At 43.1% G+C, this 24,527-nt stretch carries 19 protein-coding genes, 5 tRNA genes and 1 rRNA gene; 4 read left to right on the top strand and 21 right to left on the bottom strand.

What is annotated here, in order from left to right:
- Positions 1–127: 127 nt before the first annotated feature.
- The 3 genes from I1A42_RS12135 to nudC all read right to left on the bottom strand — a co-directional run bounded on the left by I1A42_RS12135 (position 128) and on the right by nudC (position 2,972).
- A complete protein-coding gene (locus I1A42_RS12135; RefSeq protein WP_161157158.1) occupies positions 128–763 on the bottom strand; it encodes a TetR/AcrR family transcriptional regulator in 636 nt (211 codons plus the stop codon).
- Positions 764–881: 118 nt separating this feature from the next.
- Entirely contained in the window at positions 882–1,955 is a 1,074-nt protein-coding gene (gene hemE, locus I1A42_RS12130; protein ID WP_161157159.1) for a uroporphyrinogen decarboxylase, read from the bottom strand.
- A 237-nt stretch (positions 1,956–2,192) separates the two neighbouring features.
- On the bottom strand, positions 2,193–2,972 hold the full coding sequence (gene nudC / locus I1A42_RS12125; protein WP_161157160.1) for an NAD(+) diphosphatase: 780 nt from the start codon (positions 2,970–2,972) through the stop codon (positions 2,193–2,195).
- A 179-nt stretch (positions 2,973–3,151) separates the two neighbouring features.
- Between nudC and rsd the strand changes: the two genes are divergently transcribed.
- The gene (gene rsd, locus I1A42_RS12120) at positions 3,152–3,640 is read left to right on the top strand and encodes a sigma D regulator (RefSeq protein ID WP_161157176.1); all 489 of its coding nucleotides are present in this window, start codon (positions 3,152–3,154) and stop codon (positions 3,638–3,640) included.
- A 136-nt stretch (positions 3,641–3,776) separates the two neighbouring features.
- Here the strand turns inward: rsd and rpoC are convergent, their stop codons facing one another.
- The 13 genes from rpoC to I1A42_RS12055 all read right to left on the bottom strand — a co-directional run bounded on the left by rpoC (position 3,777) and on the right by I1A42_RS12055 (position 17,680).
- The gene (gene rpoC / locus I1A42_RS12115; protein WP_161157161.1) at positions 3,777–7,979 is read right to left on the bottom strand and encodes a DNA-directed RNA polymerase subunit beta'; all 4,203 of its coding nucleotides are present in this window, start codon (positions 7,977–7,979) and stop codon (positions 3,777–3,779) included.
- Positions 7,980–8,077: 98 nt separating this feature from the next.
- Positions 8,078–12,106, bottom strand: coding sequence for a DNA-directed RNA polymerase subunit beta (gene rpoB, locus I1A42_RS12110; RefSeq protein WP_161157162.1), 4,029 nt, complete (start codon positions 12,104–12,106; stop codon positions 8,078–8,080).
- 247 nt (positions 12,107–12,353) lie between these two features.
- Positions 12,354–12,722, bottom strand: coding sequence for a 50S ribosomal protein L7/L12 (gene rplL, locus I1A42_RS12105; RefSeq protein WP_161157163.1), 369 nt, complete (start codon positions 12,720–12,722; stop codon positions 12,354–12,356).
- 63 nt (positions 12,723–12,785) lie between these two features.
- Positions 12,786–13,277: a 50S ribosomal protein L10 gene (gene rplJ / locus I1A42_RS12100; RefSeq protein WP_161157164.1), complete on the bottom strand. Its 492-nt coding sequence runs from the start codon at positions 13,275–13,277 to the stop codon at positions 12,786–12,788.
- Positions 13,278–13,547: 270 nt separating this feature from the next.
- Positions 13,548–14,249 carry a 50S ribosomal protein L1 gene (gene rplA / locus I1A42_RS12095; RefSeq protein WP_161157165.1) on the bottom strand — a complete coding sequence of 234 codons (702 nt, stop codon included), beginning with the start codon at positions 14,247–14,249 and terminating at the stop codon, positions 13,548–13,550.
- Positions 14,250–14,253: 4 nt separating this feature from the next.
- Positions 14,254–14,682 (bottom strand): 50S ribosomal protein L11, encoded by a 429-nt coding sequence (gene rplK / locus I1A42_RS12090; protein WP_161157166.1) that lies wholly within the window; start codon positions 14,680–14,682, stop codon positions 14,254–14,256.
- 130 nt (positions 14,683–14,812) lie between these two features.
- Complete coding sequence (gene nusG, locus I1A42_RS12085) at positions 14,813–15,361, bottom strand: transcription termination/antitermination protein NusG (protein ID WP_161157167.1); 549 nt, start codon at positions 15,359–15,361, stop codon at positions 14,813–14,815.
- Positions 15,362–15,380: 19 nt separating this feature from the next.
- Entirely contained in the window at positions 15,381–15,761 is a 381-nt protein-coding gene (gene secE, locus I1A42_RS12080; RefSeq protein WP_161157177.1) for a preprotein translocase subunit SecE, read from the bottom strand.
- A gap of 231 nt (positions 15,762–15,992) precedes the next feature.
- On the bottom strand, positions 15,993–17,177 hold the full coding sequence (gene tuf, locus I1A42_RS12075; RefSeq protein ID WP_196123614.1) for an elongation factor Tu: 1,185 nt from the start codon (positions 17,175–17,177) through the stop codon (positions 15,993–15,995).
- 105 nt (positions 17,178–17,282) lie between these two features.
- Positions 17,283–17,358: transfer RNA gene (locus I1A42_RS12070), tRNA-Thr, on the bottom strand.
- Between the two features lie 13 nt (positions 17,359–17,371).
- Positions 17,372–17,446: transfer RNA gene (locus tag I1A42_RS12065), tRNA-Gly, on the bottom strand.
- A 35-nt stretch (positions 17,447–17,481) separates the two neighbouring features.
- Positions 17,482–17,566, bottom strand: a tRNA-Tyr gene (locus I1A42_RS12060).
- Between the two features lie 38 nt (positions 17,567–17,604).
- Positions 17,605–17,680, bottom strand: a tRNA-Thr gene (locus tag I1A42_RS12055).
- Between the two features lie 208 nt (positions 17,681–17,888).
- On the opposite strand from I1A42_RS12055, the gene coaA reads away from it, so the two are divergent.
- Complete coding sequence (gene coaA, locus I1A42_RS12050; RefSeq protein WP_161157169.1) at positions 17,889–18,812, top strand: type I pantothenate kinase; 924 nt, start codon at positions 17,889–17,891, stop codon at positions 18,810–18,812.
- Positions 18,813–18,875: 63 nt separating this feature from the next.
- Here coaA and birA read toward each other — a convergent pair whose 3' ends face one another.
- Together birA and murB are read right to left on the bottom strand one after the other, a co-directional pair.
- Positions 18,876–19,838 carry a bifunctional biotin--[acetyl-CoA-carboxylase] ligase/biotin operon repressor BirA gene (gene birA, locus I1A42_RS12045; RefSeq protein WP_161157170.1) on the bottom strand — a complete coding sequence of 321 codons (963 nt, stop codon included), beginning with the start codon at positions 19,836–19,838 and terminating at the stop codon, positions 18,876–18,878.
- A gap of 1 nt (position 19,839) precedes the next feature.
- Complete coding sequence (gene murB, locus I1A42_RS12040; RefSeq protein ID WP_196123613.1) at positions 19,840–20,880, bottom strand: UDP-N-acetylmuramate dehydrogenase; 1,041 nt, start codon at positions 20,878–20,880, stop codon at positions 19,840–19,842.
- A gap of 65 nt (positions 20,881–20,945) precedes the next feature.
- Here murB and I1A42_RS12035 point away from each other — a divergent pair, with 65 nt between their 5' ends.
- Together I1A42_RS12035 and pssA are read left to right on the top strand one after the other, a co-directional pair.
- A complete protein-coding gene (locus I1A42_RS12035) occupies positions 20,946–21,377 on the top strand; it encodes a GNAT family N-acetyltransferase (protein ID WP_196123833.1) in 432 nt (143 codons plus the stop codon).
- Positions 21,378–21,467: 90 nt separating this feature from the next.
- Positions 21,468–22,808 (top strand): CDP-diacylglycerol--serine O-phosphatidyltransferase, encoded by a 1,341-nt coding sequence (gene pssA, locus I1A42_RS12030; protein WP_196123612.1) that lies wholly within the window; start codon positions 21,468–21,470, stop codon positions 22,806–22,808.
- Positions 22,809–22,940: 132 nt separating this feature from the next.
- Here pssA and I1A42_RS12025 read toward each other — a convergent pair.
- The 3 genes from I1A42_RS12025 to rrf form a co-directional block, all read right to left on the bottom strand.
- Positions 22,941–23,967 (bottom strand): IS630 family transposase gene (locus I1A42_RS12025; protein WP_196122387.1). Its coding sequence is split into 2 segments (ribosomal slippage): positions 22,941–23,516 and positions 23,518–23,967, totalling 1,026 coding nucleotides; the frame shifts between segments, so codons are not numbered across the junction.
- Positions 23,968–24,206: 239 nt separating this feature from the next.
- Positions 24,207–24,283, bottom strand: a tRNA-Asp gene (locus I1A42_RS12020).
- Between the two features lie 52 nt (positions 24,284–24,335).
- Positions 24,336–24,451, bottom strand: a 5S ribosomal RNA gene (rrf, locus tag I1A42_RS12015).
- Between the last annotated feature and the right edge of the window lie 76 nt (positions 24,452–24,527).

Here is a 24,527-nt window from a genome sequence, read left to right as displayed (position 1 = left end):
CAGAATCCACTTTCGTCTAATGGAAAGAAATATTCATCTGACTAAATTATCAGTCATTTGTTACGCATTATACGTTAGCAATAATCACTCACTTTTCCCAAGGAGGAAAGGTTATATCTCATTGCTTTTATGCATGCATGGCTTTAACGCCCTCTTCCATCAATTGCAGCTGCTCATATCCCGTTTTCGTTGCAGTAGGCTTCACGACAGAAATAATTTGCAATACACCTTGGTGAATCACTTCTTCAGTAATTCTGGTCTCATGAGACATGGCTGATTGATACGCTAACCAAGAAGAAGCAACAATATGCAGAGTGGTCGCCGTTTTTTGCAAATCCGCTTCAGCGATATCAAGCAAATTGATATCAACAAACGCCCGGATAATATCTACGAGGTTCTTCTGGAGCGTATCTTGAACCGCAATATAATCCGTATGTAATTCCTCGTCACGTTGCAAAATATCAGGAAGATTGGCGTAAAAGAAACGATACTTCCACATCAGAGCAAACATGGACTCCAAATAATGATTAAGCAAAGTCAAACTTTCATACTGTCCTTGTACAGGAGTAAAGCGCTCGATCAACTCAGCTGAATACAGATTAAAGATTTCACGTACAATTTCTTGTTTATTACGAAAATGGTAATACAAGTTACCCGGACTAATATCAATATGCGCTGCGATATGATTGGTTGTCATATTGCGCTCGCCATTTTCATTGAATAACTCTAATGCCGCATAAACAATTCGATCTCTTGTTTTCATAGAGTACGATTTCCTTATTATGAGCGTGTATCTTTGTTATCCGTACTAGTTAATTCACTAATAGGAAACAGAGAAAAACGCTGCACACACATCGATGGTGGCACAGCGTTGATAAATATTATTTACTCAGATGGAATGGTTTAGACAGTTCATGGACAGCATCAACGAACACACCCGCATTCTCAGGTGGCACATCAAGATGGATACCGTGGCCTAAATTAAACACATGCCCTGTATCAGCATGACCAAATCCTTCTAAAATAGTAGACACTTCTTCACGAATACGCTCTTTGGATGCATACAACATGGAAGGGTCCATATTTCCTTGTAGAGCCACTTTATCGCCAATACGAGCCTTGGCATCAGCAATATTGATTGTCCAATCCAACCCAATAGCATCACAGCCGGTTGCTGCAATCTGCTCTAACCACATGCCGCCGTTTTTCGTAAATAAAGTTACAGGCACACGACGACCTTCATTTTCACGCATTAACCCATCCACAATTTTGTGCATATATTGTAATGAGAAATCATTGTAATCTCTCGGAGTTAGCACACCACCCCAAGTATCAAATACCATCACAGATTGAGCTCCGGCTTTGATCTGCGCATTTAAGTATTCAATGACGCTATCCGCTAACTTATCCAAAAGCAGATGCAGTGTTTGAGGATCGCTATACATCATTTTTTTGATTTTCGTGAAAGCCTTCGAGCTTCCACCTTCAATCATATAGGTTGCTAACGTCCATGGGCTGCCGGAAAAACCGATAAGGGGCACTTCACCTTGTAAATCTTTGCGGATTTGACGTACCGCATTCATCACATATTGCAATTCACCTTCTGGATCAGGAATACCAATTTTATCTACATCAGATTTACTGGTAATAGGACGAGAGAATTTAGGCCCCTCTCCCGCTTCAAAATGTAACCCTAACCCCATGGCATCAGGAATAGTTAAAATATCCGAAAATAAAATAGCGGCATCTAATGGAAAGCGACGTAATGGCTGAAGAGTGACTTCAGAAGCTAACTCAGCATTACGACAAAGCGACATGAAATCTCCCGCTTGAGCACGAGTTTCACGATATTCTGGCAGATAGCGGCCTGCTTGGCGCATCATCCATACTGGAGTGCAATCTACTGGTTGCTTGAGCAAAGCGCGAAGATAGCGGTCGTTTTTTAATTCTGTCATTCCGTCTTCCATTGATTGTAATAATAAGGCTGATAATTTTGCCGAACATTCTAACATTGTTCGGTCGCGAAAGTCGTAATGCTAATTCAGTTTATCCCTAAATAACGAGCGTCCAAACAGCGGTATTCGAGTGTTCCATCACTCACCCATGTGAACAATAAATGCCATGTTGGTGTTCCAAGGTCCAAATGGCAAATATATGTTATTTATGGTTAAGGATAGCAGGATAAGAATTGCTTACCGATGATCTTTATCGATGTCTTTTAGGGTCTGCTCAATCAGTTCACGAGCGATGGTGCCCTTAGGAGCCAGTTCTGGTAGTTTTGCGGGACTAAACCAATCAGCATCACTCAGTTCGGTATAATCCGGCTTAACATCACCACCAGCATACTCTGCCAAAAATCCGGCCATTAAATTAGATGGGAATGCCCAAGGCTGACTTGCCATATAACGGATATTTTTGACTTCAAGACCCGTTTCTTCTTTTACTTCTCGAGCCACACACTCTTCTAGAGTCTCACCAACTTCGACAAAACCGGCAATCACAGTGTACATTCCGGTTTTATGTCGCGGGTGCTGAGCAAGTAGGATTTGGTCATCCTTGCGCACCGCAACAATAATACAAGTTGAGATGCGAGGATAATGCAGTGTACGACAGTCTTGGCACTGCATCGCATTCTGACTGTGATTAAAATAGGTTCTACCACCGCAATGCGGACAGAAACGCTGAGTTTGAGTCATGTGACCATACTGAACCGCTTTACTAATGAGATGGAATAATTCCGTATTTATGGTCAGTAAACTTCTCAATGGCGTAAGTTCAACATCAAACTCCAGGTCACTTGCATTTAGCCAATAAACAGGATGTTGCTGATACTCTCCGATCTCAACAGCGTTGGAAACCGGCAAATTTAATGCTTGAGCTGTACCAAAAGGGATACCTTCGTCAACACTCCATAAGTCAGATCCTGAAACAACACACCAATAAGCGGATTTCTCGTCACCATTTTTTAACATATGAACTCCTCGCTGGTTGCAGTTCCTTCATTTTACTGGCAATCTGAATTCATGCCAGAATTTGTAGTTATTCAATTAATGTTCTATAAATTCTTGTATAACAAATAGGTTTTTTTCGAATTTAGACCTATGAGCCAAGGAAGATCATCGCTGTGATGATGAATCATGAGGGCATAGCCATGCTGAAAAAACTGAAAAAAACGCAAGAACAGTGGGGCGGTTCCAGTGACGTCATTGACCATTGGTTAGCCAAAAGACAAGAATTAATCGTCGCCTTCTGTAAGCTTGCTTATCTTCAGCCAAGTGCCGCAGAGGTCTCTATCGCTGAGCTCCCATCCCCAACAGAACTCCAAGTATTCTGCCAAGATCTGGTTGATTATATCTCTGAAGGTCACTTCAAAATTTACGATATGGTCATGAACAAATGGCATGCCACAGGGTTTCACGCTACAGAGGAAATGGATTCCACCTACGGTGATATTATAGAAACCAACGAACCACTACTGAGCTTCACTGATAAATACTCAGCCATCGCCGATGACGACGATCTAGAAGATTTAGATCATGATTTATCTGAAGTAGGTGAAGTACTAGAACAGCGCTTCAATATTGAAGATTATTTAATTCAACTTATCGCTGATAGTTTAGCGGTTCCTCCTGGTGCATAAGCCCAGAATTCCCTATTGGCTTTATAGATAAGTATCTTTATACCCAAGTAACTTCAAAGTACAGTTTCAGCGATAAAATAACAAAACCATAGAAAACAAAAAAGGCACCCGAAGGTGCCTTTTTTATCGCTATTAATTACTCGTCAGAAGAGAAACCAGCGTTTAGCAGTGCAGCTAGGTTATCTGTTGCTTGTTCAACAGAAGGACCTTCTTTCTGTGCTTCGCGCTTAGCTTGGCGCTCTTGGTGGTATGCGAAACCAGTACCAGCTGGAATCAGACGACCAACAATTACGTTCTCTTTCAAGCCGCGTAGTTCATCACGTTTACCAGATACAGCCGCTTCAGTAAGAACGCGAGTTGTTTCTTGGAACGATGCAGCAGAGATGAATGACTCAGTTGCAAGAGATGCTTTAGTGATACCTAATAGTTCACGTTCAAAACGTGCAGGTTCTTTACCTTCAGATTCTAGCTGACGGTTAGCAATCTTAACTTGAGTGTATTCAACCTGTTCACCCGGTAGGAATTCAGAATCCCCAGCATGAGTGATAGTACACTTACGTAGCATTTGACGAACGATAGTTTCAATGTGCTTATCGTTAATCTTAACGCCTTGTAGACGGTATACTTCCTGCACTTCGTTAGTGATGTACTGAGTCACAGCGTGAACGCCACGTAGACGAAGAATGTCATGTGGAGCTTCTGGACCATCAGCAATTACGTCACCACGTTCAACACGTTCACCTTCGAACACGTTCAACTGACGATGCTTAGGAATCATCTCTTCGTAAGAGTCACCACCATCACGAGTGATAACTAGACGACGTTTACCTTTTGTTTCTTTACCGAATGACACAGTACCTGTGTGTTCAGCAAGAATTGCAGGCTCTTTAGGCTTACGAGCTTCGAACAAGTCAGCAACGCGTGGAAGACCACCGGTGATATCTTTGTTACCGCCAGATTTTTGTGGAATACGTGCTAGCGTATCACCCACACTTACTTCTGCGCCATCTTCGATATTCACGATCGCTTTACCAGGTAGGAAGTATTGTGCTGGCATATCAGTACCAGGAATCAATACATCGTTACCTTTCTCATCAACAAGTTTGATAGCTGGACGCATATCTTTACCTGCAGATGGACGAGCTGCTGGGTCTGTTACTTCACTTGAAGATAGACCAGTCAAGTCATCAGTTTGACGAGAAACAGTTACACCATCAATCATATCAACGTATTGGATACGACCTGCCACTTCAGTGATGATTGGCAATGTGTGTGCTTCCCAGTTAGCAACTAAGTCACCAACTTCAACTGCTGCGTTATCGCCTTTGCTTAGGTGAGAACCGTAAGCCAGTTTGTGTTTCTCTTTAGTACGACCAAATTCATCAATGATAGTTAGCTCAGAAGCACGAGATGTGATTACTAGCTTACCTTCTTTGTTCGTTACGAACTTAGCATTGTGAAGTTTGATAGTACCTTTGTTCTTAGCTTTGATGCTGTTCTCTGCTGCTGCAGTCGATGCCGCACCACCGATGTGGAACGTACGCATGGTTAGCTGTGTACCAGGTTCACCGATAGATTGAGCAGCAATAACACCTACTGCCTCACCTTGGTTAACCAAGTGACCACGAGCTAGGTCACGACCGTAACATAGTGAACAACAACCGAAGTCAGAATCACAGGTAACTACTGAACGTACTTTAACCATGTCGACGGTGTTTTCATCAAGAATTTGACACCATTTTTCGTCAAGAAGCGTATTACGAGGAACCAATACATCTTCAGTACCTGGTTTCAATACGTCTTCTGCAACAACACGACCTAGTGCTAGTTCAGTCAATGCAACTTTAACATCACCACCCTCGATGTGAGGAGTCATGATAACGCCTTCATGAGTACCACAATCGTGTTCAGTAACAACCACGTCTTGTGCCACGTCAACTAGACGACGAGTCAAGTAACCTGAGTTTGCTGTCTTCAATGCTGTATCCGCAAGACCCTTACGAGCACCGTGCGTTGAGATAAAGTACTGAAGTACGTTTAGACCTTCTTTAAAGTTCGCTGTGATTGGCGTTTCGATGATTGAACCATCTGGACGAGCCATCAGACCACGCATACCAGCAAGCTGACGAATCTGCGCGGCAGAACCACGTGCACCAGAGTCGGCCATCATGTAGATGCTGTTGAATGATTCTTGCTCTTCTTCTTCACCGTCACGGTTGATTACCGTTTCAGTAGAAAGGTTAGCCATCATCGCTTTCGCTACGCGATCGTTGGTTGAAGCCCAGATATCGATCACTTTGTTGTAACGTTCACCCGCAGTTACCAGACCAGACTGGAACTGTTCTTGGATTTCGCGAACTTCTTCTTCTGCTTCAGCGATTTCAGTGTATTTAGCAGGTGGTACAACCATATCGTCGATACCAACAGAAACACCAGAAAGTGCTGCGTAAGCAAAACCTGTGTACATGATTTGGTCAGCGAAGATAACAGTATCTTTCAGACCTAGCTTACGGTAAGCCACGTTCAACAGGTTAGAAATTTGTTTCTTACCAAGTTTTTGGTTGATGACTGAGAAAGGCAGACCTTTCGGTACGATTTGCCACAACATCGCACGACCAACAGTAGTGTCTACCATTGAAGTGTTTGTAGTGCTGTTGCCATCATCATCAATCACTGTCTCAGTGATACGTACTTTAACTCGAGCGTGTAGTGTCGCAGTCTTAGTGCGGTACGCTTTTTCTGCATCAGCCGGACCGGAGAAGTACATGCCTTCGCCTTTGTCGTTGATTTTAGAACGAGTCATGTAGTACAGACCCAATACAACGTCCTGAGAAGGTACGATGATAGGATCACCTGACGCTGGCGACAGAATGTTGTTTGTCGACATCATCAGAGTACGAGCTTCAAGCTGTGCCTCTAGAGTTAGAGGTACGTGAACCGCCATTTGGTCACCATCGAAGTCCGCGTTATACGCCGCACACACCAATGGGTGTAGCTGCATCGCTTTGCCTTCGATTAGAACTGGTTCAAACGCTTGGATACCAAGACGGTGAAGTGTTGGTGCACGGTTAAGCATTACTGGGTGTTCACGGATAACTTCATCCAGAATATCCCATACTACCGCTTCTTCACGCTCTACCATTTTCTTAGCAGCTTTGATTGTAGTCGCAAGACCACGAGTCTCTAACTTGCTGTAGATAAATGGTTTGAACAGCTCAAGTGCCATCTTCTTAGGCAGACCACATTGGTGTAGGTGTAGGTATGGACCAACTGTGATTACAGAACGACCAGAGTAGTCTACACGTTTACCAAGAAGGTTCTGACGGAAACGACCTTGTTTACCCTTGATCATATCAGCAAGAGATTTCAGAGGACGCTTGTTCGAACCTGTGATCGCACGACCACGACGACCGTTATCAAGAAGCGCATCAACAGACTCTTGCAGCATACGTTTTTCGTTACGTACGATAATGTCCGGAGCAGCTAGCTCTAGAAGGCGTTTCAAACGGTTGTTACGGTTGATCACACGACGGTATAGATCGTTCAGATCAGACGTCGCAAAACGACCGCCATCTAGTGGAACTAGAGGACGTAGATCTGGCGGAAGAACTGGAAGAACGGTCAAGATCATCCATTCTGGTTTGTTACCAGAAGTAACGAACGCTTCTACCAATTTCAAACGTTTAGTGATTTTCTTACGCTTAGTTTCAGAGTTAGTGGTTTGTAACTCTTCACGCATCTGTTCAGCTTCAGCAACTAAGTCCATGTCTTGCAGAAGATCTTTGATCGCTTCTGCACCCATCTTAGCTGTGAACTCATCACCCCATTCTTCTAGGCGATCCAGATACTCTTCTTCGGTAAGCATCTGACCTTTTTCAAGATCAGTCATACCAGGTTCTGTCACTACGTACATTTCGAAGTAAAGTACACGTTCGATGTCACGTAGCGGCATATCCATTAATAGACCGATACGAGATGGTAGTGATTTAAGGAACCAGATGTGAGCAACAGGAGAAGCAAGTTCGATGTGGCCCATACGCTCACGACGAACTTTAGTTTGTGTAACTTCTACGCCACACTTCTCACAGATAACACCACGGTGTTTCAGACGCTTATATTTGCCACAAAGACATTCGTAGTCTTTCACTGGACCAAAAATACGCGCACAGAACAGACCATCACGTTCAGGTTTGAACGTACGATAGTTGATAGTCTCAGGTTTTTTAACTTCACCAAAAGACCATGAACGGATCATATCTGGTGAAGAAAGACCGATTTTGATCGCGTCAAATTCTTCAGTCTTGTGCTGTGCTTTTAGAAAGTTTAATAAGTCTTTCACAATCAGCTCCTGTAAGGAGTTAAAAGGAGCTTGCCGCTAAGCAAGCGCCTTTCTACCGAAAACCTACTAAGCAGCCCTCAAGGGGCTACTTTTCAGGTTTACTCTTCGTCTTCTAGCTCGATGTTGATACCTAGTGAGCGAATCTCTTTCAACAATACGTTGAACGATTCTGGCATACCAGGTTCCATAGAGTGAGTACCATCTACGATGTTCTTATACATCTTAGTACGGCCATTCACGTCATCGGACTTAACTGTCAACATTTCTTGTAGAGTGTAAGCAGCACCGTATGCTTCTAGTGCCCATACTTCCATCTCACCGAAACGCTGGCCACCGAACTGAGCTTTACCACCAAGTGGTTGCTGAGTTACTAGGCTGTAAGAACCGGTTGAACGAGCGTGCATCTTGTCATCAACAAGGTGGTTCAGTTTAAGCATGTACATGTAACCAACAGTTACTTGACGCTCAAACGCATCACCAGTACGACCATCAAACAGAGTCAACTGACCAGATTCAGGCAAATCTGCAAGTTTAAGCAGTGCCTTAATGTTTGGCTCAGATGCACCATCGAATACTGGAGTCGCGATAGGCAGACCATTACGTAGGTTCTCAGCCAATGTACGAACTTCATCATCAGATAGGCTAGCAATGTCTACTTGCTGGCGAGTGTTGCCAAGGTCGTAAACTTTTTGCAGGAACTCACGTTGTTTAGCCAGTTCTTGCTGCTCTTTAACCATCGCATTGATCTTGTCACCGATACCTTTCGCAGCAGCACCTAAGTGAACTTCAAGGATCTGACCGATGTTCATACGAGACGGTACACCCAGTGGGTTCAGTACGATATCAACTGGGCGACCAGTTTCATCGTAAGGCATATCTTCGATTGGGTTAATCTTAGAAATTACACCTTTGTTACCGTGACGACCCGCCATTTTATCACCAGGCTGGATACGACGTTTCACAGCTAGGTAAACTTTAACGATCTTCAGTACACCAGGAGCAAGATCATCACCTTGAGTGATCTTACGACGTTTAACTTCGAACTTCTTATCGAATTCCGCACGTAGTTCGTCGTACTGCTCTGCCAACTGTTCTAGTTGGTTTTGCAGTTCATCACTTTCTAGTGTTTGCTCTAACCATTTCTTACGATCAATGCTGTCTAGTTGAGCTTCGCTGTAACCGCCTGCAAGAAGAAGTGTACGAACACGAGCTAACACACCGCCTTCCAAGATTTGGAATTCTTCTGTTAGGTCTTTCTTCGCTTCTTTCAACTGCATTTGTTCGATTTCAAGCGCACGTTTGTCTTTCTCTACGCCATCGCGAGTGAAGACTTGTACGTCAATAACCGTACCTGTTACAGAACCAGGAACACGTAGAGATGTATCTTTAACATCAGATGCTTTTTCACCGAAGATTGCACGTAGCAGTTTTTCTTCAGGCGTTAGCTGAGTTTCACCTTTTGGCGTCACTTTACCAACTAGGATGTCACCACCCTTAACTTCAGCACCAATGTAAACGATACCTGACTCGTCTAGTTTAGACAGAGCAGCTTCACCTACGTTTGGAATGTCCGCAGTAATCTCTTCTGCACCTAGCTTAGTATCACGAGCCACACAAGAAAGTTCTTGAATGTGGATAGTGGTAAAGCGGTCGTCTTGAACAACTTTTTCAGACACTAAGATTGAGTCTTCGAAGTTGTAACCGTTCCAAGGCATGAACGCGATACGCATGTTTTGACCAAGCGCAAGTTCACCCAAGTCGGTTGATGGACCATCAGCCAGAACATCACCACGAGACACTGGTTCACCTGGCATCACACATGGACGCTGGTTGATACAAGTGTTCTGGTTAGAACGTGTGTATTTAGTTAATGTGTAAATGTCGATACCTGCTTCACCAGGAATCAATTCATCTTCATTTACTTTTACTACGATACGTGAAGCGTCAACTGACTGAACCATACCACCGCGTTTCGCAACTGCAGTAACACCTGAGTCAACTGCTACGTTACGTTCAATACCGGTACCTACAAGAGGTTTGTCCGATTTCAGTGTAGGAACTGCCTGACGTTGCATGTTCGCACCCATCAATGCACGGTTCGCATCATCATGTTCTAGGAACGGGATAAGCGAAGCAGCGATAGATACTACTTGGTTTGTTGCAACGTCCATGTAGTTAACATGTTCACGTGGGTGAAGACCAGATTCACCTTTCTGACGAGCAGTGATTAGCTCATCAGCAAATGTGCTTTCTTCAGTCAGTTTCGCGTTCGCCTGTGCGATAACGAATTGACCTTCTTCGATAGCAGATAGGTAATCGACTTCATCAGTAACAACACCGTCTACAACTCGGCGGTACGGAGTTTCTAAGAAACCGTACTCATTACAACGTGCAAACGCTGATAGCGAGTTGATCAAACCGATGTTTGGACCTTCAGGTGTTTCGATAGGACATAGACGACCGTAGTGAGTTACGTGTACGTCACGTACTTCGAAACCAGCACGTTCACGAGTCAAACCGCCAGGACCTAACGCAGAAATACGACGTTTGTGCGTTACTTCTGATAACGGGTTGTTTTGGTCCATGAACTGAGATAGCTGTGAAGAACCAAAGAATTCTTTAACGGCTGCAGAAATTGGTTTCGCATTGATCAGATCTTGTGGCATCACGTTGTCTAGATCGCCTAGGCTTAGACGTTCTTTAACAGCGCGTTCTACACGTACAAGACCAACACGGAATTGGTTTTCTGCCATTTCACCTACGCTACGGATACGACGGTTGCCAAGGTGGTCGATATCGTCCACTTCGCCTTTGCCGTTACGAATAGCAATAAGTTTACGCATAACTTCGATGATATCAGTTTCATCGAGTGTGCCTTGCTCACCGGCGTCTTCACGACCGATTGAGCTATTGAACTTCATACGACCAACGGTAGATAGATCGTAACGCTCTTCAGAGAAGAACAAGCTCTCAAATAGGGCTTCAGCCGCTTCTTTTGTTGGCGGCTCGCCAGGGCGCATCATGCGGTAGATTTCTACTAATGCAGAAATGCGGTCAGTTGTGCTGTCTGTACGAAGCGTATCAGACATAAACGGACCGTGGTCTAGATCGTTCGTAAATAGAACTTCTAGTTTCTTGTAACCTGCTTGAGATAGGTTAGCTAGCGCTTCTAGGCTGATTTCTTGGTTAGCCGCTACGATAACTTCGCCTGTCGCTTCGTCAATGTAATCTTTAGACGAAACTTTGCCTACGATGTACTCAACAGGTACATCGATGAACTTCACGCCGTCTTTTTCTAATTGACGGATATGACGTGCAGTTACGCGACGGCCTTTTTCTACGTAGACTTTACCTTCAGCTTCGATGTCAAACGTTGCAGTTTCGCCACGTAGACGCTCAGGTACCAACTCCATGTATAGAGTCTGGTCTTTAACTTCAAAGTTAATTTTCTCGAAGAAGAGATCAAGGATTTCTTCTGTCGATTTACCTAAGGCACGAAGAATGATAGATGCAGGTAATTTACGACGACGGTCAATACGTACGTATAAGTTATCTTTCGGATCAAACTCGAAATCTAACCATGAACCACGGTAAGGGATAACACGTGCGTTATAAAGAACTTTACCTGATGAGTGAGTCTTACCCTTATCGCTGTCGAAGAACACGCCGGGGCTTCGGTGCAGCTGGGATACGATAACCCTCTCGGTACCATTGATTACGAAGGTACCATTTTCAGTCATGAGTGGAATTTCACCCATGTAGACTTCTTGTTCTTTAATATCCTTGACAGTACCTGCAGGCGCGTCTTTATCAAAGATCACTAAACGCAATTTAACGCGCAGTGGTTTTGAATAAGTTACGCCGCGAATTTGACATTCTTTAACGTCAAATACTGGCTCACCAAGACGGTAGCTAACGTATTGCAGCTCTGAATTGCCGTTGTAGCTCTGAATAGGAAATACAGAACGAAAAGCGGCTTCAAGACCGTATTGTCCTTCAGGATCCTGTTCGATAAATTTGTCGAACGAATCGAGCTGGATCGATAGCAGGTATGGAATGTCCAAAACTTGTGGACGAGTACCAAAGTCCTTACGGATGCGCTTTTTCTCGGTATAAGAGTAAACCATGGGGTTCCTCAGCTCGCTGATAAGTGACCCAAACTGTCCGCCTTGGCAGTTATTCTGTAGCAAAGGGTTGGGACAGTGACTAATGGCTGTTTACTGTAGTGACGAGTTATTGCGAAAGAATAAGTCGTTTTTTGCTCGGATATCGACGCCTAAACAGCGGGAAAACTCATCGATGCCCTACAGCGCAAAAAGGCCGGTGGTTATTAAACCACCAGCCAATAGCCTTTACGGCTATGAAATCAAGTAATTACTTAACTTCAACAGTCGCACCAGCTTCTTCAAGTTGTGCTTTTAGTGCTTCAGCTTCTTCTTTAGCAACACCTTCTTTAAGAGGAGCAGGAGCACCGTCTACAAGACCTTTAGCTTCTTTAAGACCTAGGCCAGTAGCACCACGTACTGCTTTGATTACAGCAACTTTGTTACCGCCAGCAGCAGTTAGGATAACGTCAAATTCAGTTTGCTCAGCAGCAGCTTCGCCTGCAGCAGCGCCGCCAGCTACAACAGCAGCAGCAGCAGAAACGCCGAATTTTTCTTCCATCGCTTCGATTAGTTCAACAACTTGCATTACAGACATTTCTGCAACTGCGTCTAGGATTTGCTCGTTAGTAATAGACATAACAATTCTCTTTTAAGTCAACAATAAGTTTATTTTGCAACCAGTAAAAAGCAAGCTTTATTATTAAGCAGCAGCTTCTTTTTGATCGCGAACAGCAGCAATAGTACGTACCAATTTGCCAGCAGAAGCTTCTTTCATGCACATCATTAGGCGTGCGATTGCTTCGTCGTAAGTTGGTAGTTTCGCTAGTACTTCTACGTCAGCTAAAGCACCTTCAAATGCAGCAGCTTTGATCTCAAATTTGTCATTCTCTTTAGCGAAGTCTTTGAAAAGACGCGCTGCAGCACCTGGGTGCTCGTTAGAGAAAGCGATCAAAGTTGGACCTACGAATTGGTCTGTAAGACATTCGTAGTCTGTGCCTTCTACTGCGCGACGTGCAAGCGTATTACGAACAACTTTTACGTAAACACCAGCTTCACGAGCTTGTTTACGTAGAGAAGTCATAGCAGCAACTTGAACACCACGAGAGTCAGCAACAACTGCAGAAAGTGCACCACTGGCCGCTTCGTTGACTTCAGCAACAATTGCTTTTTTGTCTTGAAGATTTAAAGCCATTTGGATTAACTCCTGGTTGTCGTTACACCACTCACTATTATCACAACAGTGAGAGCTAATTAGGTGCATTCCCAGAAGAAAGATATAAATATAGAGCTTTCGTCAGTTCGGGCACCATCTACGTAGGTACGATTAAGTCATCTATTCGATAACGCCTACGGTCTTGGACGGAGACTGCTTCAATTTCGAGAACCGAATCAGCCCCAACCACAAATATTTAGGCGCAGAATTATACATCAATTTTGCGCCTAAGCAAATGTATTAAGCTTATTAAGCTACAGTATTCAAGCTACCTTGATCTACTGATACACCAGCACCCATAGTTGTAGAGATGCTAACTTTCTTCAAGTAAACACCTTTAGCTGCTGATGGTTTTGCTTTCTTAAGTGCAATTAGAAGAGCTTCTAGGTTCTCTTTAAGTTGCGCAGTTTCGAAAGACGCTTTACCAATAGTGGTATGAACGATGCCGTTCTTGTCGTTACGGTAACGAACCTGACCAGCTTTAGCATTTTTAACTGCTTCAGCAACGTTAGGAGTTACAGTACCAACTTTAGGGTTTGGCATAAGGCCACGTGGACCTAAGATAGTACCAAGTTGACCTACAACGCGCATTGCATCTGGAGATGCAACAACTACGTCAAAGTTCATTTCGCCTTTCTTAACTTGTTCAGCTAGGTCTTCCATACCCACTAGGTCTGCGCCAGCTTCTTTAGCAGCTTCAGCATTTGCACCTTGAGTGAATACAGCAACGCGGATTTCGCGACCAGTACCGTGTGGTAGTACAGTTGCACCACGTACGTTTTGGTCAGATTTACGAGCGTCGATACCTAGGTTAACAGCAACGTCAACAGACTCTACGAATTTTGCAGTTGCTAGTTCTTTAAGAAGTGCAACAGCTTCGTTGATTTCGTACTCTTTAGTTACATCCACTTTTTCGCGGATAGTACGCATGCGCTTAGTTAGTTTTGCCATCGTATTAACCCTCAACCACTAGGCCCATTGAACGAGCAGTACCCGCAATAGAACGTTTCATTGCTTCGATATCAGCACCAGTCATATCAGCAGCTTTAGTTTCTGCGATTTCTTGGATTTGAGCGTCAGTGATTGTGCCCACTTTATCAGTGTTTGGACGACCAGAACCAGACTTAATGCCTGCTGCTTTCTTAAGAAGAACAGCTGCTGGTGGAGTCTTAGTGATGAACGTGAAAGAACGGTCATTGTAAACAGTGATAACTGTTGGAATTGGTAGACCTTTCTCTACAGATTCTGTTTTCGCGTTGAACGCTTTACAGAATTCCATGATGTTCACACCACGTTGACCTAGAGCAGGACCAACTGGTGGACTTGGGTTTGCCATACCAGCTGCAACTTGCAACTTGATATAAGCTTCAACTTTCTTAGCCATGATATTTCCTACATTTTGGGTTCTAACGCTAGTTCGACTGAACAGCTCCCCGTTTTACAATAAAGACCTGTAAAAAGGCGCGAAATTATAATCAGATTTCGCGCCTTAAACAAGCCTAAAAGCTGTTTTTTTAATCAAGTTTTTCAACTTGACCAAATTCAAGTTCAACTGGTGTTGCACGACCAAAGATCGATACAGACACTTTCAAGCGACTCTTCTCGTAATCCACTTCTTCAACAGTACCGTTAAAGTCAGCAAATGGACCATCGTTAACACGTACCACTTCACCCGCTTCAAACATAGTTTTAGGACGAGGAGCTTCGTTAGCTTTTTCAAGACGGTTAAGAATGGCGTCAGCTTCTTTATCAGTAATTGGTGCTGGACGATCAGACGTACCACCGATGAATCCCATTACTCGCGGTACACTACGTACTAAGTGCCATGATTCATCATTCATGACCATTTGCACTAATACATAACCAGGGAAGAATTTACGTTCGCTTTTACGACGCTGACCAGCGCGCATTTCGACAACTTCTTCAGTAGGTACAAGAACCTCACCGAAAAACTCTTCCATTTCATGCATTTTAATATGCTCACGTAGTGACTGAGCAACACGACCTTCGAATCCTGAGAAGGCTTGAACTACATACCAACGTTTTTTTGGTGCTTCACTCATGTTTCTAACCCTCTCTTCTTTAAATTCCAGTCGCAAAGGCTACCAAACGAACCATAATGCCGTCGATGCCCCAAAGCACAAGTGCCATTACAACACTTACTGCTAAAACAATTAATGTAGTTTGCATTGTTTCTTGACGCGAAGGCCAAACAACTTTCCGGATCTCCATACGAGATTCCTGTGCAAAACTGATCGCAGCTTTACCTTTTACGGTAAGTGCGGCTACACCAAGTGCCGCAGCGATAAGGACGATAACGCCCGCAGCTCTGATGACTACAGACATATCACTATATAGGTGATTACCCACAACAGCGGCGGCTAACAGAGCAAAAGTGACAACCCACTTGAAAATCTCTGCCGCACTTGAGCTATCAGGAGTTTCAGCATTTTTTGCTTTCATAAACCAACCTGTCACAAGTCTACTTTAGACGACAACAACCCCGCTGTTGCAGGGCAAATCCTTTTTCAACACTTTGAGCGTTGAATATAACACTTTGGGCCAAGAATTGCTCTTAGCCTTTAGAATTCTGCTCGTGATTGCTTAATTTTCACTCAAATCAAACAATAGCACTTAAAAAGGGCATCAAATGATGCCCTTTATAGTAGTGTTTCGTCAAATAATTAATGCAAATTAAGCATCAATTTTAGCTACAACACCTGCACCTACTGTACGACCGCCTTCACGGATCGCGAAACGTAGACCTTCGTCCATCGCGATTGGGGCGATTAGTTCTACAGTCATTTTAACGTTGTCGCCTGGCATTACCATTTCTACGCCTTCTGGTAGCTGGATGTCACCAGTTACGTCAGTTGTACGGAAGTAGAATTGTGGACGGTAGCCTTTGAAGAATGGTGTGTGACGACCACCTTCATCTTTAGACAGTACGTATACTTCTGATTCAAACTTAGTGTGTGGAGTGATTGAACCTGGTGCCGCTAGTACTTGACCGCGTTCAACTTCGTCACGTTTAGTACCACGTAGTAGTGCACCAACGTTTTCACCCGCACGACCTTCGTCTAGAAGTTTACGGAACATCTCAACACCTGTACAAGTAGTTGCAGTTGTGTCGTGAATACCCACGATTTGAACTTCATCACCTACTTTTAGGATACCGCGCTCGATACGACCAGTTACTACTGTACCACGACCTTGGATTGAGAATACGTCTTCGATTGGCATTAGGAATGGCTGATCGATTGCACGTTGTGGTTCTGGAATGTAAGAGTCTAGCGCTTCAGCTAGTTCTACAATCTTCTCTTCCCATTGTGCTTCACCTTGTAGTGCGCCAAGTGCTGAACCTTGGATTACTGGTAGGTCGTCGCCTGGGAAATCGTATTCTGTTAGAAGTTCACGAACTTCCATTTCTACTAGTTCTAGTAGCTCTTCATCATCAACCATGTCACATTTGTTCATGAATACGATGATGTAAGGGATACCAACCTGACGGCCTAGTAGGATGTGCTCACGAGTTTGTGGCATTGGGCCATCTGTTGCAGCAACAACTAGGATACCGCCGTCCATCTGTGCAGCACCTGTGATCATGTTTTTAACATAGTCAGCGTGTCCTGGACAGTCTACGTGCGCGTAGTGACGAGTTGGAGTATCGTATTCTACGTGTGAAGTTGCGATTGTGATACCGCGTTCACGTTCTTCTGGAGCGTTATCGATTGACGCAAAGTCACGTGCTGAACCGCCGTATACTTTAGACAGTACAGTACAGATAGCTGCAGTTAGAGTTGTTTTACCGTGGTCAACGTGGCCGATAGTACCAACGTTTACGTGCGGTTTCGTACGTTCAAATTTTTCTTTAGACATGAGTTGTCCCTCTAGGTACGGATTTAGGTGGCTATATTAATATGACCACGCAACCAATAATTATCGGTAGAAAGTATATATTAAAAGGAAAAGTTTGCTTAGAGCTGGTGCTGATAGGCAGAATCGAACTGCCGACCTCATCCTTACCAAGGATGCGCTCTACCGACTGAGCTATATCAGCACACAATAATGAGTGGAGCGGGCAGCGGGAATCGAACCCGCATCATCAGCTTGGAAGGCTGAGGTAATAGCCATTATACGATGCCCGCAACACGTAACTCTTTTTGCTATTTCCTATTTAATATGGTGGAGGGGGACGGATTCGAACCATCGAAGGCGGAGCCGGCAGATTTACAGTCTGCTCCCTTTGGCCACTCGGGAACCCCTCCAAAATTTTTTCGTCCACTTTCACTACTATAGGAGAAAATGGTGCCGACTACCGGAATCGAACTGGTGACCTACTGATTACAAGTCAGTTGCTCTACCTACTGAGCTAAGTCGGCATAAGTGGGGCGCATTCTATTGAATGATCTAAGTCCTTGCAACCCCTAAATATAAAAAAAATCCCTAAAATTTAGCTATTTTTACTTATTAGACGGTTTTTTATCCAGTTTTTTATTCAATTATGAAATATGCCGCGAATGTCGTTTGCAATCTTCTCCCTGTATTGTATGTTGCCTTTTCGCATGAAAATGAAATGTTGAGAATGCTATGAGTCCGTATTTATCTTTTGATCGTAACCAGTGGGCCAATTTACGTAATTCGGTTCCAATGACGCTATCTGAAAGCGATTTAAAAGAACTGCAAGGTATCAATGAAAAAATGACGATGGAAGAAGCCGTAGAAATCTACCTTCCTCTTGCACGTTTATTGAATTTGTATGTGGCAGCCAGACAAAGCCGCAATACGGTCTTAGAGCAGTTTCTTGGCAACAAGGAGAAAGCGCCACCTTTTATTATTGGTATCGCTGGTAGTGTTGCGGTTGGGAAAAGTACCACAGCTCGCTTATTACGTGCTTTGCTTTCGCGCTGGGGTAACCACCCCAAAGTAGAATTGATCACTACAGATGGATTTCTTTATCCTAATCACGTACTCCAGCAGAAAAATATCATGCATAAGAAAGGTTTCCCTGAATCTTATGATATTCGCAAATTGGTGCAATTTGTATCTGATGTCAAAGCAGGAGAACCTCATGTGGTCGCTCCGGTATACTCACACGTAACCTATGATATTACAGACGAACAAAAAGTCGTTGATCGTCCAGATGTGTTGATAATAGAAGGTTTAAACGTATTACAAAGCGGTATGGATTACCCTCACGCGCCTCATACTGTATTTATTTCAGACTTTTTAGATTTTTCTATTTATGTGGATGCAAACAGCCAACAAATAGAAGAATGGTATGTTGATCGTTTCATGAAGTTCCGCCACAGTGCATTCAAAAAGCCTGGCTCTTATTTCAGCCACTACACCCAATTGTCGGAAATTGCTGCAATAGAAAAAGCCCAGACAATTTGGGATACCATCAATGGCAAAAACCTACAACAAAATATTCTTCCGACGAAATACCGAGCTCATTTGATTTTAAGGAAAGGAAAAAATCATATGGTCGAAGAAATATTGCTCCGTAAATAACATCCTATTACTCAAAAAGAGGCAGACATGCCTCTTTTCTATTTTTCGAAAATTAACCGGGCTCTAGTCATTTCTACGTAGTGAAATTTCTCCACCGATATAGCTTTTAATACCATCGGCAGTTTCCAGTAACACTCCTCCGTGACTATCTATACCTCGTTCAATGCCTTCAACCTCTTTATCTCCCATAATGAGTCTTACGGGACGATCAAGAAAATTATCTACCTTGTTCCAACGTTCAACAAAGCCATCCATACCATTTAGTTCATAGTCTTTTAAAGATTGGTTAAGACATTTAATAAAGGAAACCACCAATTGATTGCGATCAATTTGATCATTACCGATCACTTCAGAGAGACTAGTCCATGGCTGATCAATGTTTTTGTCTTTATCTTGCATCAGCAGGTTCATTCCCATCCCGATGACTAGGTGAGCAGCGCCTCCGGTTTGGCCTGACATTTCCACCAAAATTCCCGCTAACTTTTTGTCTTCAAAATAAAGATCATTTGGCCACTTTAATTTAACGCCCTCTATACCCAAGTTTTGTATTGCTTCAACAATAGCAACCCCCACGACAAGGCTAAGCCCCATTGCAGCAGCAATGCCCGCTTCTAACCGCCAATAAATCGAAAAATATAAGTTCGTACCGAATGGTGATAACCATTGACGGCCACGACGCCCTCTCCCTGCTGATTGATACTCAGCGATACAAACACTGCCTTTTTCGATTGTGGCAGTCTTCTCAATTAGGTACTGATTCGTTGAGTCAATAACTGGATGCACTTCGACATGATTGTCTACCTGTTGCTGAATCGTTGTTTGATCAAGCAATATAAATGGCTGAGCTAATTGATATCCTTTGCCTTGTACGCGAAAGACATCAACGCCCCACTCTTGGATGCCTTTAATGTGCTTACTGATCGCTGCTCGTGAAATACCAGCCTGTGCTCCTAGTGATTCTCCTGAGTGAAAGGCCCCATCAGATAGGGTTTTTAACAATTTCAATTTGACGCTATGGTCTTTCACTCTATTTCTCCACTAATTGATTGAGATATGTTTCTTTTTCTGCGGCCATAAACCGGACTTCATGTTCCAGCTCTACACCATAAAGCTGATGCACTGTATTACGAATTTTTGCTGCCAAATTGATTACATCACTTGCAGTTGCTTGCCCTGAACGATTAATAATAACCAACGCTTGATTGGGATGAACTTGAGCACCGCCAATACTTTCCCCTTTTAATCCTGCTTGATCAATTAACCATCCTGCTGCAAGTTTGACACCTCCATCAGTTGTATAAGCCACCATATCAGGGTGCTTTTGTTTAAGATACTGATACTGCTCTTGGCTAATTACTGGATTTTTAAAAAAACTTCCGGCATTTCCTTGCTGGTTGGGATCAGGTAATTTTGAGCCACGAATATGGCAAACCTGCTGATAGACTTGCTCTGGAGTACATTTATCCCCAAGTTCTTTTAAAGGTCCGTATTGTATTTTGGGGTGCCATTGCTTGCTCAGTTTTAACCCTAAAGCAACAATAACCGCCTTTTGATATAAATGATGCTTAAAGATAGAGTCTCTATAGCCAAACAAACACTCTGGATTATTAATTCGTTTTACTGTCAGGGATTCTAAGCATAAGTAATCCACATATTCACATACATCTTTCAACTCAACGCCATAAGCGCCTATGTTTTGAATGGGTGCGCTTCCTGCGCATCCTGGTATCATTGCTAAGTTTTCTAAACCTGCAATTGACTGTTTGACTGACCATTCGACTAATTGTGGCCAATCTTCTCCAGCAGCAACATGTAGATAGTGATAACAATTATCTTGGCTATGAGAGATACCTTTAATACGGTTGATTAGCACTAAACCCTTATAAGGTTCGGTGAACAGCATATTACTGCCTTTACCTAACATAAGTTTTTCAACATTATGGTATTGGTGGTCAGCATATACTGATTTGAGATCCTCAAGCGACTCTATGATCACCAACTGCTGACATTTTTGGTCAATCCCGAAGGTATGATAAGGTTTGAGCGATGTATTATAGTGAAATTGCATGGCATTCTTTTAAACTATTAAACTTTACGCATTCTACAACAGTTAATGCATTAGAACAGAAGCAAATGTCCACTCTACTATTTGAAACTCTCGACCCTATCAAGATTCCGTTAATTAAACGTTTCTATAAAGAACATTATCCAGGGACTAAACCTAAGAGTGATGAACTCACAATTGTCGCTTATGATGACTCCGTACTTGTTGGCGTCGTTCGCTTTCGTCATGTCGGTCAATTGAGGTTGTTAACGGGTATGGCGATTTCTAGTTCGAAAAGAGGACAAGGCATTGGTCAACAACTACTGGCTTATTGTGTTGAGCATATCTTGCAAAATGACGATTACTGTTTCGCTTACAGTCACCTTAAAGACTTTTATCAAAATGGTGGTTTCGAAAAAATATCACCAGAACAACTACCGGCTGACCTCAAAACGCTTTATCAGCGCTATACTCAACACGGTAAGGATCTCATTCCTATGCACTTTCGTTACGATCGTTAGTAGAATGTTGTCCTTTTCTAGCTATTTATGTTTTGAATTTGGTAGAATGCCCAGTCCGCAATTTTGCACATATAAAGGTAAAGCATCCCTATGATTGCTCGTAGACATCCCGTCAAAAAGCTTCCAGCGATTGCGCTATCTCCAGAGAACGTTAATGTCCTTCTCTCTGCGAAAGAATTTCGCGCACAACTGATCGAATCTATACGCAATGCAACTAAGCGTATCTATATCGTCACGTTATATCTGGAGAACGATGAAGCTGGCAGAGAAATCCTAACGGAAATATATGAGGCAAAACAGCGTAATCCTGGACTTGATATTAATATCTGCGTTGATTGGCACCGCGCCCAACGTGGTTTGATCGGCAAAGGTGAAACAAAAGGCAATGCAGCGATGTACGCTGAATTCGCTGAAAAATACGAACACTCAATTCCTGTTTATGGTATCCCTGTTCGGGGACGTGAGGTTTTTGGTGTTCTGCACCTTAAAGGCTTTATTATCGATGATAGTGTTATATACAGTGGTGCTAGTTTAAATAATGTGTACCTCCACTATGGAGATCGTTATCGATTTGATCGCTATCATGTTCTTGAGAACACTCACCTAGCAGATTCAATGGTGAATTTTATCCGCCAAGAAATGATTGCTCATCCCGCTGTTTACGATCTTGCAAAAGAAGATAAGCCAAAGACAAAAGATATCAAAATAGATATCCGTCAATTCCGAGCGTCCTTAAGTCAATCTTATTACGAGTTTACCCCACAAGAAATCAATGAATCACAAGTAGCTGTCACACCTTTAGTCGGCGTTGGCAGACGACGTAATTTTCTTAATCAATCCATCATTCAGATGATTGCTCAAGCGAAAGAAGAAATATTCATCTGTACACCTTACTTTAACTTTCCTAAAAGTGTTTCTAAGGAAATTAAAAAAGCGATTCGTCGTGGGGTTAAGGTGGATATTGTTGTTGGTGACAAAACGGCTAATGATTTCTATATATCACCTGAGCAAGAATTTAAAACTATAGGTGGTCTCCCTTATCTATACGAGATCAATTTACGTCGCTTTGCCAAAATTAATGAAGCTAATATCGCTAGTCGTAAACTTTCTGTACATCTATGGAAACACGATGACAATAGTTTCCACCTGAAAGGTGTGTGGGTTGATAAACGTTATATGCTGCTAACAGGTAACAATATTAATCCTAGAGCATGGAAACTAGATTTAGAAAATGGACTTTTCATTAGAGATGAGAACCAGCACCTCCTAGAGCAGTTTGAAAAAGAGAAAGCGAACATATTGCAGCACACTCAACTTATTTGTACTTATAAGCAAGTAGAAAAGCTAGAGCATTATCCTGCACCGGTTCAACGTCTAGTAAGAAAGATTACGAGAGTAAAAGCTGATCGCGTACTTAAACAAATACTCTAGCGACAGTTTCAATAAAATAAAGCCGCGTTAGCGGCTTTTTCTTTATCTATCTCAAGCCAACGGAGATAGATATTGCATGAGAGTCATCCCGCCGCGATACCAACTATCAACTTCTCATACCAATCACACTAATTAACTGGTCAATATGGTCCAATCTCTAAAGCAGAGCGAAATGACTCTGCTTTTGTCTGCACAAAAACGATTCCAAGCACTACACAGCTTGTCGACAATATCGTCGTAACATTCAAAACACCTATTGGCTATTTCTTTCTGACGCAACCAACTCCATACCTGCTCTATTGAGTTGAGTTCGGGTGAATAAGGAGGTAGATGAATGACAGTCAAGTTCTTGAATGAATCCGCTAGATAGCTTTGATGCCAACTGGCTTGATCCATGATGACGACAGCATGTTTGCCTGTGGGGGTTGATTGAGAAATGAGTCTGAGTTGTTCCTTCATTGCTTCCATGTTGCTCATAGGAACAACAATAGCTTCAGTTTCTCCGGTATTAACGCACACCGCTCCAAATAAGTACGCATACTCAAATTGCTGTTGTTGTACCGCCCTAGGACGAGTCCCTTTTTTTGCCCAGATTCGGGTTGTTGTGTTGCGCTGGCCAAATCTGGCTTCATCTTGAAACCAGATTTGAACATCTTTTAAAGCAACATGCCCAGGGATCTTAAGGATCGTTTCTATTGGGAATTTTTTTAAAAGCTTCTTGCGCTTCTACAGATTGCTTTGGGTGCTTTGAACGAGTGGTTATCCAAACTAAATTAAGCTTTCTCAATATCTTATAGATGCCTGATAAGCTGTAAGATAGGCCAAATTCCTCATGGATGAATTCAATAATATCAGTCCCTTGTAGTCTTCCACCTTCAGGTTTAATCGCATTGGAAGTGATGTACAGCTTTAACAGAGATAGCTGATCTTCAGTCAGTCGTGGAGGACGGCCTGTATGCTGCTTTTCTACTAAACCTTCAACACCATTCTTTAAATAAGTCGCAACCCAGTTATTGACACTGGTACGGCTGACTTTTAAATATTTGGCGATCTCAGTGCGGCTTTTTCCATCCACGAAATGAGATATAGCAAGAAGTCTCGTACGCATCCTCGCATCGGATGTTTCACGAATAAGTTTTGGGAAGTCAGGGGGGTTCATATCAGCTCCTATCGAAGCTGATATTAGATCATAAAATTAGTGCGATTGGTATCAATACAAAAATATCGGGCTCAAAAAAGCCCCAATCTTTCGATTGAGGCTTCAAAACTCAGTGCGGACCGGCCGGGGTTGCGGGCAACCGGGATTCGTCCCACGGCAATGCTAACCAGCAACACGCTCAGTCCCAAATAGCCAAAATAAAAAAGCCCTGAACTTTCGTTCAGGGCTTCAAAACTAAGTGGCGGAACGGACGGGATTCGAACCCGCGACCCCCGGCGTGACAGGCCGGTATTCTAACCAGCTGAACTACCGCTCCGCGAAACTGGTTTTTACCGTAAAGTGTCTAACACTCTACCGTTTAAATTAAAGCCTGGCGATGACCTACTCTCACATGGGGAAGCCCCACACTACCATCGGCGCGATTTCGTTTCACTTCTGAGTTCGGCATGGGATCAGGTGGGTCCAAAATGCTATGGTCGCCAAGCAAATTCTTTGTTGTTACCGCTACGCAGCAACAATTAATTCAGAAAGCTGTCGTTCTCACACAATCAAGTGTGTCT

Source organism: Vibrio nitrifigilis (genome assembly GCF_015686695.1).
GTDB classification, from domain to species: Bacteria; Pseudomonadota; Gammaproteobacteria; order Enterobacterales; family Vibrionaceae; genus Vibrio; species Vibrio nitrifigilis.
This window is presented reverse-complemented; position numbering and strand designations above follow the sequence as displayed.